We start from the raw sequence: 13668 nt of genomic DNA, 5'->3' as shown, positions 1-13668 counted from the left end.
GATGCCCGGGTGCCGCGCCCCCGCCTCTACGACGAAGACGACATCCTCGATGCCGTCGAGCGCCTGGCGGTGCAGTCGGGTCCGGCCGCGGTGACGATCCGCGCCGTCAGCGCCGCGATCGGCGTCTCCAACGGCGCGGTCTACCACACGTTCGGCTCACGCGCGGGCCTCGCGGGCCGCGCGTGGCTGCGCGCCGGGCACCGATTCCTCGATCTCCAATCGCAACTGATCGACGCGGCCCGCGACGACGACAAGGTGGTGGCGGCGGCCGACGCGCCGGCGGCGTTCGCCGAGAAGTACCCGCACTCCTCGCAACTGCTGCTGACGGTGCGCCGCGAGGAACTCCTGGGCCCGGACACGCCCGGCGAGATCGCCGACCAGCTGCGCGCCCTCGACCGCCTGCTGGTGGGGTCGATGATCCGGCTGTCGCAGGCGCTGTGGGACCGCAAGGACGCCGCCGCGGTCGACGTCATCACCACCTGCATCGTCGACCTGCCGACCGCGATCCTGCTCAAGCGCAACAGGATCGACGACCCGCAGGCACGCGAACGTCTGAAAGCCGCCGTCCGCGCCGTCCTGGCCGTCGGCCCCTCACCGATGAGACGCCACGAAAGGAAACACCAATGACACCGACACTCGCATGGGACGACAAGATCGCCGTCATCGACCTGGGGGAGGACGAAAACCGGTTCTCGCCGGAGTTTCTCGAGACGATCAACGGCCTGCTCGACGAGGCGGAGACCACGGGCGCGCAGGCCCTCGTCACCACCGCCCGGCACAAGTTCTACTCGAACGGGCTCGACCTCGACTGGCTGGCCGCGCACAGCGAGCAGACGCAGTCCTACATCGGCCGGGTGCAGGCGCTGCTGGCCCGCGTCCTCACCTTCCCGACGCCCACCGCCGCCGCGGTGACCGGGCACGCGTTCGGCGCCGGCGCCATGCTGGCCATGGCCCACGACGTGCGCGTGATGCGCGCCGACCGCGGCTACTTCTGCTTCCCCGAGGTCGACATCCGCATCCCGTTCACCGACGGCATGGCCGCGCTGATTCAGGCCAAGCTCACGCCGCACGCCGCCGTGGCATCGATGACCACGGGCCGGCGCTTCGGCGGGCCCGACGCCGCCGAGATCGGCATCGTCGACGCCACCGCCGCGGAGGACGCGGTCACCGAGGCGGCGCTGGAACTCCTGCGTCCGCTGGGCGTCAAGGACCCGGGCACGCTGCGCGCCATCAAGCAGACGATGTTCCGTGCCGCCGCGCAGGCCCTGACGGCCTAGCCGAGGGTGTAGGACTCCCGCGACACGCGGAAGTAGTGCCCGGTGCTGCCGTCGGTGCACGTGACCCCTGAGGCGTCGCTCGAGCAGGTGATGGTTCCCGCGGAGAGGGTCTGGCCGTAGTTGAGCGTCTGCTCGCCGGGCACCCGCAACGTGTCACCGTGACAGGCCATCGCGGCGGCCTGGCCCTTCTGCAAAGTGAACCGATTGCCCCACGCGATGTGTTGCGAGCACGGCGGTCCGGGCGGCACCTGGTAGGTGTAGTCGCTCACGTCGCAGGCGACGCCGTCGGCGCCCAGCTGGCACGCGATGTTGCCCGACGGGGACTGAAACGAGCGGTCGTCGGCAAACGCGGTCGCCGGCATGGCGATGGCCACCACGAATAACCCGAGCAAAGCCCTGATCATGCGCCGAGCGTAAGCGCTGCGCGGTTTGGCCGCCGGTTTTTGTCAGAGCCCCCGCGTACGTTCCCGCGTATGAGTAGGTCCAACGCGAGCTCGGGCGGCGGGCTCGGCGCCCTCCTGGCCGTGGCGGTGGTCACCTGGATCGTCGTCAAGCTCATCTGGTTGATCGCCGGCGTGGCGGCGCTCGTCGGCATCTTCTTCCTGGCGCGGGCGATCGCGCGGGATGTCCGCCGACGCAACGAGCTGCGGGCGGCGCACCGGGCCGCCGTCCGCCTCCGCGCCGACCAGCAGCACAACTGGGTGCTGCGCGGTGACGACCGCGGCGTCTACGGTCCCGAGGGCGCCGAGCTCATGCACTACCTGTATCCGGTTCAAGGTCAGGTGCGGCGCCTGAATCGAAGAGAATAAGGAAGCGGTTGTTACCATCGCGCCGATGAGTGAGCGGCTGCGGCGACGCGAGGTGCTGAAGTATGCGCCGCTGATCGTGGGCGCGGCCGCGTTGCTGCCCGCCCCGCGGGCGCGCGCCGGCGTGGCCGGGTCCGCGGTGTTCCTCGACCCCGGGCACAACGCCGTCAACGACGCCTCCATCAACGAGCCGGTGCCCAACGGCCGCGGCGGCACCAAGCCGTGCCAGACGTCGGGCACCGCGACGGACGACGGCTACCCCGAGCACGCGTTCACCTGGGCGGTCGTCGGGCTGATCGCCGGCTCGCTCAACCAGATGGGCGTCACCACCCGCCTGTCGCGGGGCGACGACGGCTCCGTCGGGCCGTGCATCGACCAGCGGGCGGCCGCCGCCAACGCGATGCGCCCCGACGCGATAGTCAGCATCCACGCCGACGGCGGTCCGCCGTCCGGCTCGGGCTTCCATGTCAACTACTCCAGCCCGCCGCTCAACAACGTCCAGGCCGGCCCGGCGGTCCAGCTCGCGCACACGATGCGCGACGCCCTGGTGCAGGCGGGGTTCGCGCCGTCCAACTACATCGGCTCCGACGGCCTCTACGGCCGCGCCGACCTCGCCGGGCTCAACCTGGCCCAGTACCCGGCCGTCCTCGTCGAGCTCGGCAACATGAAGAACGCCGGCGACGCGGCGCGCATGCAGAGCCCGGACGGCCGGGCGCAGTACGCCGCGGCGGTCACGCAGGGCATCGTCGCGTTTCTCAACGGCAAGGCGCCGACGGGATAGAGGCCGCGCCCTTGCTGACCGGGACCGGCCACTGGTTGTAGCGTGGAAGGCCGGGACTCACGCGGGCGACCTGCCGGCCACCAAACGAACGGTTTCGCGGCTCCCCACCTGGACCGCCGCCGAAACCCCTGCCTTCGCCGACCGGCGGGCATCACCTGCGGAATTGTCGTCGAAACGCCGCGTTGTGTTTCGATATGGACAGCGGGCGGGGCTTGGCAGCAGGCGCCGTCCAGCGAAAGAGGGAGGATGCGCACAACTCATGACTGAGCTGGTAACCGGGAAGGCGCTCCCGAACGTCGTCGTCACGGGTGTGGCGATGACCACCGCGTTAGCTACCGACGCCGAGACCACCTGGAAGTTGCTGCTGGACAGCCAGAGCGGCATCCGGGTGCTCGAGGACCCGTTCGTCGAGCAGTTCGATCTTCCGGTCCGCATCGGCGGGCACCTGCTGGAGGATTTCGACGCCCCGATGACGAAGGCCGAGCTGCACCGGATGGGCTACCTGCAGCGGATGGCGACCGTATTGACCCGCCGGGTGTGGGAGACCGCGGGCTCGCCCGAGGTGGACCCCAACCGGTTGACGGTGTCGATCGGCACGGGCCTGGGCTCCGCGGAGGAAATGGTCTTCAGCTACGACGACATGCGGGCCCGCGGCATCTCGGCCGTCTCCCCGCTGGCCGTGCAGAAGTACATGCCGGACGGCGCGGCCAGCGCGATCGGCCTCGAACGGCGCGCCCGGGCCGGCGTGAACACCTTCGTGTCGGCGTGCGCGTCGGGTTCGGAAGGCATCGCGCAGGCGTGGCGCAACATCGTCTTCGGCGAGGCCGACGTCGCCATCTGCGGCGGGGTGGAAACCAGGATCGAGGCTGTGCCGATCGCGGCGTTCGCCCAGATGCGCATCGTGATGTCCACCAAGAACGACGACCCGGTGGGCGCCTGCCGCCCGTTCGACAAGGACCGCACCGGGTTCGTCTTCGGCGAGGCCGGCGCGATCATGGTCATCGAGACCGAGGAGCACGCTAAGGCTCGCGGGGCGAACATCCTGGCCCGCCTGATGGGGGCCAGCATCACCTCCGACGGCTACCACATGGTGGCCCCGGACCCCAACGGCGAGCGCGCCGGGCACGCGATGACCCGCGCCATCCAGTTGGCGGACCTGACCCCGGGCGACATCAACCACGTCAACGCCCACGCCACCGGAACCACGATGGGTGACCTCGCCGAGGGCAAGGCCATCAACAACGCCCTGGGTCCGCACGGCGGCAACGCCGCGGTGTACGCGCCCAAGGCCGCGCTCGGCCACTCGGTGGGCGCCGTCGGTGCGGTGGAATCGATCCTGACCGTCCTCGCTATCCGCGACCAGGTCGTCCCGCCGACGCTGAACCTGGTGAACCTCGATCCCGAGATCGATCTCGACGTGGTGGCGGGCAAGCCGCGGCCGGGCACCTACAACTACGCGATCAACAACTCGTTCGGATTCGGCGGGCACAACGTCGCCCTGGTGTTCGGGCGGCCCTGACCGGCTTCTCCGGAAAGAGCGAAGTGACGGGATTTTCGGGAGCCGCGGCGCGGCGCGTCGGCGGCCCGCCGTCGGGCAAGCGCACCCGGGAACAGGTGTGGGAGCGGCGCACCGGGTGGCTCCTGGCGCTGGTCGCGGTCGCCTACCTCGCCCTGTACTCGGTGCACGTCCTCGCCCGGCCGCAAGGCCTCGAGCCGCGCATCGTGTGGGTGGCGAGCTGGTGCACCTGGGCGCTGTTCGTCGCCGACTACCTGTTACGACTCAAGCTGGCGCCCGACAGGCGGCACTGGTTCACCCACCACCTGTTCGACCTGGCCATCGTCGCGCTCCCGATGTTGGGGCCGCTGCGGCTGCTCCGGGTCGTCATCGTGCTCGGCGCGCTGCAGAAGGCCGTCGGCAACGCCGTCCGCGGGCGCATCCTGCTCTACACGTTCACCGGCGCCGGCCTGCTGATCTACGCGGGTTCGCTGGCCATCCTGGCCCAGGAGCGTGGCCACCCGGGCGCGACCATCAACTCCTTCGGCAAGGCCGTCTGGTGGGCCGTCTCGACGGTGACGACGGTCGGCTACGGCGACGTCTATCCGGTGACGGTTGTCGGGCGCGTGATCGCCGCGGTGCTGATGATCGGCGGCATCAGCCTCATCGGCGTGGTCACCGGGTCGCTGGCGTCGTGGATCGTCCAGCGCGTGGCGGAGGCCGACGACGGGCACCATCTGGTGCCGGCCGTCGAGGTCGCGGAGCTTCGCCGCGAGATCTCGGCGCTGGCCGAGGAACTGCGGCAGGCCCGCTCGGAGCTGGCGTCCGCGCGTTAGCTGAGTATCAGACCCCGGTCAGTTCCCGAAGCCGCCCTGAACCGGCGCGTTGGCCATGGTGGTCGGCCCGGTCGGTCCGGGGGCCGGCCCGGCGGCCAGGCGACCGGCGGCGAACGCCGCCCCCTGATCGACCATCCCCCCGCCCGACGCGTAGGTGTCGTGGGCGGCGAAGTTCATCCCGTCGGAGCAGACCGGGTCCTCGGGGGCGCAGATCTTGATCGTCTTGGCCTGGTAGAGGGGACCGATCGTCAGAGGCGGCTCGCCGAGGAAGTTCATCGCCCGGACGTTGGGCGTCCCGAACAGCACCACCGAGGAGACGTGATCGGCGATCGCGGGGTCCAGCGGCTTCGGCACCGTATTCGGGTCCACCCCGTCGGGAACCGTGGCCGACGTGACGAAGCCGACGACAGCCGCGCCCTGGGAGTAGCCGCCGAGCACCATCTTGGTGTTGGGGCAGTCGTGGGCCATGTTCACGACGTGGGCGCCGGCGTCGCGGACGCCGTCGAGGCCGGTGTCCCATTCGTTGCTGGCCGGATAGTTGACGGGGTAGACGTCGAGCGACTTCCCGCCGACGCGCGAACGCAGGTCGTCGATGAACGCCTGCCCGGTGGGACCGACGCCCGGCGCCTCACCCGTACCTCGGGCGAACACCACCTGAACATCGGGACACGGCTGCGCCGCCGCTTCGGGCAGGGCAGGAGCGACGACGGTCCCCGCCAGGGCCGCCGCCGCGGCGAACGCCGCCGGAACAAGGGAATACAGGGCGTGGCGTGCGATCATGCCGCATTGGTGCCCAAGCACGTCCACCCCAAAACTGTGCGTTTCCATATGCTTTCGTCACCGTTTCCTGTGTAGAGCGGGTCTACCTGCTGGCGGCCGACCGAGCGCGCTCGCCCCGACGAGGTTGCAGACCGGCCACGCGCATAGATCATAACGAGTGCCGCGGTTCGCTGCTAAGTATTCATTTCCTGGCCAGTGGCCGCCGGGCACGGATGCGTTCGGCCGCAACCCAACTGCCGCCGGGCGCCCGGCGCGCGGGAGCAAGGCGGGCGGAATGGCCATGTACCGAACATCGCTCCCGCGCGCGGTTTTGTTACATGCCGCGCGGGTAGCCGGGCCGACACCACACGATTCGATGGAAAGGTGTCGACATGGCTACGGGTGAAACCGGTTTCGACGATGTGACGTTCGACCTCATCTCGCTGCAGTACCACTCGCTGAAGGCCGGGCACGACTACGGCCAATACGTCCGCGATGCCAAGAACGCGGGCCTCGAGGACGTTGCGTCGTTCTTCGGTGAGGTGATGGCCCAGGATTCCGAGCGGGCACGGCGCTGCCACGAACTGCTCATGAAATTGGAGAGCGCCGGGGCGGGCGCTGGCTGAGTACGGGCATTCTCGCTTGTGATGCGCCGCAACGGGTTCGGACGCCGCTAGGCCAGCTGGCCGGCCATCGTCGCGACGATGAGCACGAGCACCGCGGCCCCGATGAAGTACACCTGCCGGCGGGGCGTGACGCGGGCCGGCAGCGGGTCCTGCTGTAGCGTCCGCTGCCGCCGCAGCGCGATCACGTAGGTGGCCAGTGCCACGGTGACGGCCAGCGCGGCGGGCAGATAGGACTTCGGGCCGTGCAGGTCCTTGATCGCGAGCAGGGCGCCGTTGGCCAGGAACGCGAACGACGTGCGCGTCCAGGCCAGCGTGGTCCGCTCGGCCGGGTCGTTCACCCCATGACCGCCTTCGCGATCACCAGCCCGAGCGCGACGAGCCCGACCACGCTCAGGCCCACCGCCAGGTAGGCCGGCGTGGGGTGGCGGGGCAGGGGCTCGCCGCGGCGCATGGCGCGGTCGGCCTGCCGCCAGCGCAACAGGCCCATGCCGCTGGTGAGGATCGCCAGCGTCGCGAGCCCCACGGCGAGCGATCGGCGCGCGCCGGGAATCGTCAGCTCAGGGACCAGCTGCACCAGCGCCACCGCCGCCGCGAGCAGGCCCAGGGCGGTGCGCTGCCACGCCAGGAAGGTCCGCTCGTTGGCGAAGGTGAACCGGTAGTCGGGCTCGCGTTCCGCGCTGTCGCCGGCGACGGGGCTCATGGCTAGGCGGAGGTCAGCGCCGGGTCGGGCTTTTCCGACGACATCGCCAGGAACCCCCTCGCACATCGCGCGGCCAGCAGCCAGTTGCCCGGCCTCTTGAGGTCGATGCCGCCGAGCAGCTGCTTCACCATGGTCAGCGTGTCGAAGTAGATGCGTTCGCAGACAAGGGTTTCGGTCTCGTCGAAGACGAAGTAGGCGGTCATGCGGACGCGGAACCGGCTGCCGGTCGGGGGGACCTTGCCGAGGTATCCGCGGTGGGTGCCCATGAGCCAGAACTCGACGATCACCGCGTCGGCGCTGTGGCGCAGCGCGATGATCTCGTGGTCCTGGTCGGGGAACGCGGTGCGGGTGTAGGCGTAGTAGTCGCGCACCGCCGCGTCGCCGTCATGCACGACCATCTGCGGGATCAGCTCGTAGCGCGGGTGGGGGAAGGTGGCGAGCACGTCGTCCCAGGCGTGGCGGACCTCGTCGTGGAAGTGGTCGAGCACGAGCTTCTCCCGCGCGGCCAGCACCTCGGGAGGGGGAAACGCGGGGATGGTCACGCGGAAAGCGTAAGCCCGTTTCCGCGGCTCACCTCTCTCCGGGCTGTGGGGCGGGTCTCGAAAGCGATAGCGCAGGCGCTATCGCTTTCGAGACTGCGGTGTGCCTACCCGGAGAGACGGATGCGCCCGGCGCGCAGGACCGTGGCGCCACGCCGACCTCTCTCCCAGGTGTAGTGCGAAGTTCGGAAAGCGGTAGCGCACGCGCTATCGCTTTCGAGACTGCGATATGCCTCCCCGGAGAGCGGCTCGCCAGGACCTCGCTAGGAGCGAGGCGGGGTCCAGGCGACCGGCAGCCGCTTGATGCCGTGGATGAACTGCGACAGCAGCCGCGCCGGCTCGTCGACCGCGACGATGTCGGGGATCTCGCGGCGCAGCTCGTCGAAGACGACCCGGATCTCGCGGCGCGCCAGGTTGGCGCCCAGGCAAAAGTGGGCCCCCCCGCCGCCGAAGCCCAGGTGCGGGTTGGGGTTGCGCGCGACGTCGAACGCCCACGGATTGGCGAACTTCGACTCGTCGCGGTTGGCCGAGTTGTACCACAGCGCCGCCTTGTCGCCTGCGGTCATCTTGACCCCGCCCAGCTCGATGTCCCGGGTCACGGTGCGGCGCATGTAGACGACGGGCGAGGCCCACCGCACGATCTCCTCGACCGCGGTGGGCGCCAGCGCGTCGTAGTCCGACCACCACTTGTCGCGCTGCTCGGGGTAGCGCGACAGCGCCAGCAGCCCGTGGCTGATCGCGTTGCGGGTGGTCTCGTTGCCGGCCACCACGAGCAGGATGAAGAAGGACGCGATCTCCTGCGACGAGAGGCGCTCGCCGTCGACCTCGGCCTCCACCAGGGCGGTGGTCAGGTCGTCGTGGTGGTTGACGCGGCGGTCTTCGGCCAGCGCGGTGGCATAGGCGCCGATGTCCATCGACACCTGGAGGAACTCCTCGAAGTCGAGGGTGAGGTCGGGGTCGCCGAACCCGAGAATCACGTTGGTCCAGTGGAATACGCGCTGATGGTCGTCCTCGGGGATGCCCATCATGTCGCAGATGATCTGCAGCGGCAGCGGTCCGGCCAGCTCGCCGACCAGATCGGCCTCGCCGTCGGGGTGGTTGGCGACCAGCGACGCCACCAACCGGTGCGCGCGCTCGCGCACCGACGCCTCGATGCGGGCCACCACCTTGGGGGTGAACGCGCGGCTGACGATCGAGCGCAGCCGCTGGTGGCGCGGGTCGTCGGTGACGATCATGGAACCGAAGTACTCGGCCAGCTCGGGCGTCTGGTCGCCGATCGTGATGCCGCTCGCGGAGCTGAAGATGTCGGGGTGGCGGCTGGCGAAGTGGACGTCCTCGTGCCTGGTCAGCGCCCAGTACCCGTTGCCCAGCTCGAAGCCCTCGTACTCGATGGGGGACCAGAACGAGATCGGGGCCTCGCGGCGCAGGGTCGCGAACGTGCCGTCGCGCACGTCGTCGTCGAGCTTCCAGAAATCCAGCGCGTCGAGATGGATGTCGGCCAGCGGGATCTCGGGCGGTGGTGCCCCGTTCGTCCGCGGCCGCAGCCCCGTCTTGGTGCTCACTGCGTACAGACCGTGCGGGCCGGGGCGCCGTTCGCCGTGGCCTCCTTGACCAACCGGCCGTCGACCAGGATCCGGCAGGTGAGGCTGCCCGGCGCCTGTGCGCTGATCACGAAGACCTGCCCGCCAAACCCGGTGAACTGCTCCGACCAGGGCAGCTTGACGTTGGGCACCCGCTGTTGCCCGTTGTCGGTCTGGTACGAGATGAACTCGGCCACCGGGGCGGTGCCGGTGACCTCGTAGCGGACCTGAGGGAAGTCGTTCGCGTGGGCCACCCCGGCGCAGACGTTGGCGACGCCGATGCCGACCGCGAGCAAAATCGAGGGTGCCCTGAGATGACGTGTCATGGTGCTCATCGTGTCACCAGGCGACACGCGACGGAAGTGGTCAGCGGCGGACGGCCGTGGCGCCGAGCAGGACGAAGGCGAACGCCGCCCCGACGCCGCCCGAGATCAGCAACGGCAGCCGGCCATCGGCGCCCCACAGGAACCCGGCCCACAGGCCCGCGGCCAGCACCGCGAACCCGCTCAGCCCCTGGAACACGCCCTGGGCGCTGGACTGCAGGCCCGGCCCGACAAGCGTTGAGATCCAAGCCTTTCCGACGCCGTCGTAACAGGCCGTGAACATGCCGTAGGCGACGATCAGCGCGCACGCCGTCACCGTGTCGGTGGTGAGGCCTAGGCCCAGATAGCCGACCGCGAAGAACGCCAACCCCACCCCGTAGGCGACCGGCCGGCCGAAGCGGTCCGCCAACAGCCCGGCCGGGAAGCTCGTCAGCGCGTAGACGGCGTTGTACCCGACGTAGGCCAGGATGACGCCGACGACGGAGAAGCCAATCTCCTTGAGCCGCAACAGCAGCAGCGCGTCGGGAAAGTTGGCGACGCTGAACGCGACGAGGAAGGCCACCACCTCCCAGTAGCGGCGGGGCAGCCGGGCGGCACCGGCGAACAGCGACGGCCGCTCCGCGCGCGGCACGTCGCGGGGCCGTTCCCGGACCCAGGCGATCAGCACCACGCTGAGCACGGCGGGGATCACCGACAGCCAGAGGACGGGGCCGATCCGGTGGTGAAACGCCTCGTAGCCGGCCAGCCCGAGCAGCGGCCCGATGACCGCGCCCAGCGTGTCCATCGTGCGGTGGAACCCGAACACCCGGCCGCGCTGGTCCGGCTCGATGCCGTCGACCAGCAGGGCGTCGCGCACGGCGCCGCGCAGCCCCTTGCCCAGCCGGTCGACCACCCGCCCGGCGAGCACGCCGGGCCAGCCCCGGGCCGCGGCGACGATGACCTTGCCCAGCGCCGCCATGCCGTAGCCGGTCCCGATCAGGGGGCGCCGGGCGAACCGGTCGCCCAGCGGGCCCGACACCACCTTGGTGAGCGACGCCGCGCCTTCGGCGGCGCCCTCCACGGCCCCGACGACCGCGGGCGGCGCGCCCAGCACGGTGGTCAGGTAGATCGGCAGCAGCGGGTACAGCAATTCGCTGGCCGCGTCCTGCAGCAGCGACACCAGGGAGAGCACCCACACGTTCCGGGTGAGCCAGACGGGCCGGGTGCGCACGCGCCAGATGCTAGCTGTTGCCCGGCGCGCCCGCTTAGGGTGAAGCGGGGGCCGGACGGGAAGGTGACGATGACGTCAAAGCGTGTGGTGGTTTGGGGCACGGGATTCGTCGGCAAGATGGTGATCGCCGAGATCGTCAAGCACCCGCTGTTCGAGTTGGTGGGCGTCGGCGTCAGCAACCCCGACAAGGTCGGGCGGGACGTCGCCGACATCTGCGGGTTGCCCGAGCCGACCGGAATCGCCGCGACCGACGACGTCGACGCCCTGGTCGCGCTGAAGCCCGATGCGCTGGTGCACTACGGCCCGACGGCCATGCACGCCAAGGACAACATCTCGCTGATCACCCGCTTCCTGCGTGCGGGGATCGACGTGTGCTCGACGGCGATGACGCCGTGGGTGTGGCCGACTATGCACCTCAACCCGCCGCAGTGGATCGCGCCCATCACCGAGGCCTGCGAGCTGGGGGAGTCGTCGTGCTTCACCACTGGCATCGACCCGGGCTTCGCCAACGACCTGTTCCCCATGACGCTGATGGGCCTGTGCTCCGAGGTGCGCCGCGTGCGCGCCTCGGAGCTGCTGGACTACACCAACTACGAGGGCGACTACGAGGTCGAGATGGGCATCGGCCGCGAGCCCGAGTACACGCCGCTGCTGGAAGACCCCAACATGCTGATCTTCGCGTGGGGCGCCACGGTGCCGATGATCGCGCACGCCGCCGGCATCATGCTCGACGAGATCACCACCACGTGGGACAAGTGGGTCACCCCAACCGAACGCAACACCGTCAAGGGCGTCATCAAACCCGGGCACGTCGCCGCCGTGCGGTTCACCATCAACGGCGTCTACCAGGGCGAGACGCGCATCCAGCTCGAGCACGTCAACCGCATCGGCCGCGACGCGGCGCCCGACTGGCCGTCCGGCCACGACGACGACGTGTACCGGGTCGACATCGAGGGGACGCCCAGCATCTTCCAGGAGACGGCGTTCCGCTTCACCGACGGCTCGGGCCGGGACGCGGCGACGGCCGGGTGCCTCGCGACCGGGATGCGGGCACTCAACGCCGTCCCCGCGGTGAATGACCTTCGACCCGGGTGGGTAACCGCTTTGGACCTGCCGCTCATCCCTGGCGCCGGCACTATCCGCTGAGCCCGCGACCCGCGATCACAGCTGCGGGCCATCGTTTACACAGCGCCCGCATAGGCATTGCTGAGATTGTCTATGGATTGACGGCTGCGCAGAACCTGGGAGACGGGGGTTGACCGACATGGCCGACGGAGTGAGACCCGCGCTGGGCCTTTCGATCGGATCCACCAATCTCGCGGCCGTCACCGCCGAGAACGCGCTCACCCGCAAGCCCGTCCTGACGCTGTATCGCGAACGGCCGCCCGAGGTCGGGGTGCCGTCGGAGAACCCGAAACTCAACGCGCCCGGTGCGGTGCTCGCCGACTTCGTTGACCGGGTCGGAGACCCGTATGGGGTGGTCGCCGCTGACGGCTCCGTACACCGCAGCGAGGCGTTGATCGCCGACGCGCTGCGGGCGCTGGCCTACGCGGTCACCGGGGGCGGCGCGCTGCCCGACAGCGTGGCGGTGAGCTACCCCTCGCACTGGGAGTCGGCGGCGGTGGACGCGGTGGGCGGCGCGCTGAGCCGGGTGTCCGAGTGGTCGAATCGCGCCAGGCCGCTGGTGCTGATCCCGGACGCGGCGGCCGCGCTATTCGCCGTGCGCGCCAATCCCGGCATTCCGGCCGGCGGCACCGTCGCGGTGTGCGACTTCGGCGGCACCGGGACCAGCATCACCCTGATGGATCCCGCGGGCGACTACCGCGCGCTGGCGCCGACCGTGCGGTACCCCGACTTCTCCGGGAACCTCATCGACCAGGCGCTGCTGACCGCCGTCATGGGCAACCTGCCGAGTACCGGCACGTTCGACCCGGCCACCACCCTGGCCCGCGGCTCGCTCAGCCGGTTGCGGGCCGAATGCCGGACCGCCAAGGAGCAGTTGTCGTCGAGCACCATGACGGCGCTCGCCGACGAGCTGCCGGGCCTGCACGGCGACTTCCGCCTCACCCGCAGCGAGCTCGACGAGGTGATCCGCGAATCGCTCGAGAGGTTCGTGTCCGTGTTGCAGGAAACGTTGAGCCGCAACGGGATCGGCGACCTGTCCGGCATCGTGGCGGTGGGCGGCGGCGCCAACATCCCGGCGGTCACCACCACGCTGTCGGCACGCCTGCGCGTCCCTGTCATCACGGTGGCGCGTCCACAGCTGACGCCGACGGTCGGCGCCGCCCTGCGCGCGGCGAGCCATCCCGGCGACGCCGTCACGATGGCGGGTCCGGCGGCCGCCGCACCCGCGACCGCGCCGGCCCCGCACGCCGAGGTGGGGGCTACCGCGGCGGCCGAGGCACTGGCGTGGCCGCGGCGCGCCGCGCCGCGGCAGGTGCCGGGCGCCCTGCCCGTGCTGCCCGCGCCCGCGCGGGAAACCGCGGCCCGCCCGGCCGTCCAGCCCGACCAGCCCGTTCAGCCCGTTCAGCCCACGCCCGACGTCGAGGCCCCACCGAAGACCCGGTGGTATCGGCGGCTGCCGACGGTGGCCGCGATCGGGCTGGCGCTGTTAGTTCTGCTCGCCGGCGCCGCGGCCGCCTTCGCGGTGCACTCGACCAACCGCCCGAGCACCGCGCCGCCCTCGCCGGCAACCACCACGACGGCCCCGAGGACGACGCCGGCGCCGAGCCCCGC

At 70.6% G+C, this 13668-nt stretch carries 17 protein-coding genes; 9 read left to right on the top strand and 8 right to left on the bottom strand.

Annotated features, from left to right (window positions below):
* Positions 1-9 precede the first annotated feature (9 nt).
* Together GPY60_RS09375 and GPY60_RS09370 are read left to right on the top strand one after the other, a co-directional pair.
* Positions 10-627, top strand: coding sequence for a TetR/AcrR family transcriptional regulator (locus GPY60_RS09375; protein WP_156687386.1), 618 nt, complete (start codon positions 10-12; stop codon positions 625-627).
* On the top strand, positions 624-1277 hold the full coding sequence (locus GPY60_RS09370) for an enoyl-CoA hydratase-related protein (RefSeq protein ID WP_156687385.1): 654 nt from the start codon (positions 624-626) through the stop codon (positions 1275-1277). Before GPY60_RS09375 ends, GPY60_RS09370 begins: the two co-directional genes overlap by 4 nt.
* On the opposite strand, the gene GPY60_RS09365 is transcribed toward GPY60_RS09370, so the two are convergent.
* On the bottom strand, positions 1274-1681 hold the full coding sequence (locus GPY60_RS09365; RefSeq protein WP_156687384.1) for a DUF6636 domain-containing protein: 408 nt from the start codon (positions 1679-1681) through the stop codon (positions 1274-1276). The genes GPY60_RS09370 and GPY60_RS09365 overlap by 4 nt on opposite strands.
* A 69-nt stretch (positions 1682-1750) precedes the next feature.
* Between GPY60_RS09365 and GPY60_RS09360 the strand changes: the two genes are divergently transcribed.
* The 4 genes from GPY60_RS09360 (at position 1751) to GPY60_RS09345 (ending at position 5195) form a co-directional block, all read left to right on the top strand.
* Positions 1751-2086 (top strand): hypothetical protein, encoded by a 336-nt coding sequence (locus GPY60_RS09360; RefSeq protein ID WP_156687383.1) that lies wholly within the window; start codon positions 1751-1753, stop codon positions 2084-2086.
* A 25-nt stretch (positions 2087-2111) separates the two neighbouring features.
* On the top strand, positions 2112-2864 hold the full coding sequence (locus GPY60_RS09355) for an Rv3717 family N-acetylmuramoyl-L-alanine amidase (RefSeq protein ID WP_156687382.1): 753 nt from the start codon (positions 2112-2114) through the stop codon (positions 2862-2864).
* A 259-nt stretch (positions 2865-3123) separates the two neighbouring features.
* On the top strand, positions 3124-4383 hold the full coding sequence (gene kasB / locus GPY60_RS09350; RefSeq protein WP_156687381.1) for a 3-oxoacyl-ACP synthase KasB: 1260 nt from the start codon (positions 3124-3126) through the stop codon (positions 4381-4383).
* Between the two features lie 23 nt (positions 4384-4406).
* Complete coding sequence (locus GPY60_RS09345) at positions 4407-5195, top strand: potassium channel family protein (protein ID WP_156687380.1); 789 nt, start codon at positions 4407-4409, stop codon at positions 5193-5195.
* Between the two features lie 18 nt (positions 5196-5213).
* On the opposite strand, the gene GPY60_RS09340 is transcribed toward GPY60_RS09345, so the two are convergent.
* Entirely contained in the window at positions 5214-5975 is a 762-nt protein-coding gene (locus GPY60_RS09340; RefSeq protein ID WP_156687466.1) for a cutinase family protein, read from the bottom strand.
* Positions 5976-6346: 371 nt separating this feature from the next.
* Between GPY60_RS09340 and GPY60_RS09335 the strand changes: the two genes are divergently transcribed.
* Positions 6347-6580, top strand: coding sequence for an acyl carrier protein (locus GPY60_RS09335; RefSeq protein WP_156687379.1), 234 nt, complete (start codon positions 6347-6349; stop codon positions 6578-6580).
* Between the two features lie 47 nt (positions 6581-6627).
* Here GPY60_RS09335 and GPY60_RS09330 read toward each other — a convergent pair whose 3' ends face one another.
* From GPY60_RS09330 to GPY60_RS09305, 6 genes are all read right to left on the bottom strand, one after another.
* On the bottom strand, positions 6628-6918 hold the full coding sequence (locus GPY60_RS09330; RefSeq protein WP_156687378.1) for a DUF202 domain-containing protein: 291 nt from the start codon (positions 6916-6918) through the stop codon (positions 6628-6630).
* Positions 6915-7280, bottom strand: a complete 366-nt coding sequence (locus tag GPY60_RS09325) for a YidH family protein (protein ID WP_156687377.1) — start codon at positions 7278-7280, stop codon at positions 6915-6917. Before GPY60_RS09325 ends, GPY60_RS09330 begins: the two co-directional genes overlap by 4 nt.
* Positions 7281-7282: 2 nt before the next feature.
* Positions 7283-7822, bottom strand: a complete 540-nt coding sequence (locus GPY60_RS09320) for an ester cyclase (protein ID WP_156687376.1) — start codon at positions 7820-7822, stop codon at positions 7283-7285.
* A gap of 260 nt (positions 7823-8082) precedes the next feature.
* The gene (locus tag GPY60_RS09315; protein WP_156687375.1) at positions 8083-9381 is read right to left on the bottom strand and encodes a cytochrome P450; all 1299 of its coding nucleotides are present in this window, start codon (positions 9379-9381) and stop codon (positions 8083-8085) included.
* Complete coding sequence (locus GPY60_RS09310) at positions 9378-9725, bottom strand: MmpS family transport accessory protein (RefSeq protein ID WP_197283611.1); 348 nt, start codon at positions 9723-9725, stop codon at positions 9378-9380. Before GPY60_RS09310 ends, GPY60_RS09315 begins: the two co-directional genes overlap by 4 nt.
* A 40-nt stretch (positions 9726-9765) precedes the next feature.
* The gene (locus tag GPY60_RS09305) at positions 9766-10941 is read right to left on the bottom strand and encodes an MFS transporter (protein WP_156687373.1); all 1176 of its coding nucleotides are present in this window, start codon (positions 10939-10941) and stop codon (positions 9766-9768) included.
* 60 nt (positions 10942-11001) lie between these two features.
* Between GPY60_RS09305 and GPY60_RS09300 the strand changes: the two genes are divergently transcribed.
* Both GPY60_RS09300 and GPY60_RS09295 read left to right on the top strand, forming a co-directional pair.
* Entirely contained in the window at positions 11002-12078 is a 1077-nt protein-coding gene (locus GPY60_RS09300) for an NAD(P)H-dependent amine dehydrogenase family protein (RefSeq protein ID WP_156687372.1), read from the top strand.
* 118 nt (positions 12079-12196) lie between these two features.
* Positions 12197-13668, top strand: a 1472-nt coding sequence (locus GPY60_RS09295; protein WP_156687371.1) for an Hsp70 family protein, incomplete at its 3' end; no start/stop codon positions are given.

Origin of the sequence: Mycobacterium sp. Marseille-P9652, from assembly GCF_902652685.1 — a bacterium.
Lineage (GTDB): Bacteria > Actinomycetota > Actinomycetes > Mycobacteriales > Mycobacteriaceae > Mycobacterium.
This window is presented reverse-complemented; position numbering and strand designations above follow the sequence as displayed.

Coding starts and splice junctions, on each gene's coding strand:
- GPY60_RS09370 (WP_156687385.1), top strand. CDS start 624: ATGACACCGACACTCGCATGGGACGACAAGATCGCCGTCATCGACCTG.
- GPY60_RS09365 (WP_156687384.1), bottom strand. CDS start 1,681: ATGATCAGGGCTTTGCTCGGGTTATTCGTGGTGGCCATCGCCATGCCG.
- GPY60_RS09360 (WP_156687383.1), top strand. CDS start 1,751: ATGAGTAGGTCCAACGCGAGCTCGGGCGGCGGGCTCGGCGCCCTCCTG.
- GPY60_RS09355 (WP_156687382.1), top strand. CDS start 2,112: ATGAGTGAGCGGCTGCGGCGACGCGAGGTGCTGAAGTATGCGCCGCTG.
- kasB (WP_156687381.1), top strand. CDS start 3,124: ATGACTGAGCTGGTAACCGGGAAGGCGCTCCCGAACGTCGTCGTCACG.
- GPY60_RS09340 (WP_156687466.1), bottom strand. CDS start 5,975: ATGATCGCACGCCACGCCCTGTATTCCCTTGTTCCGGCGGCGTTCGCC.
- GPY60_RS09335 (WP_156687379.1), top strand. CDS start 6,347: ATGGCTACGGGTGAAACCGGTTTCGACGATGTGACGTTCGACCTCATC.
- GPY60_RS09325 (WP_156687377.1), bottom strand. CDS start 7,280: ATGAGCCCCGTCGCCGGCGACAGCGCGGAACGCGAGCCCGACTACCGG.
- GPY60_RS09310 (WP_197283611.1), bottom strand. CDS start 9,725: ATGACACGTCATCTCAGGGCACCCTCGATTTTGCTCGCGGTCGGCATC.
- GPY60_RS09300 (WP_156687372.1), top strand. CDS start 11,002: ATGACGTCAAAGCGTGTGGTGGTTTGGGGCACGGGATTCGTCGGCAAG.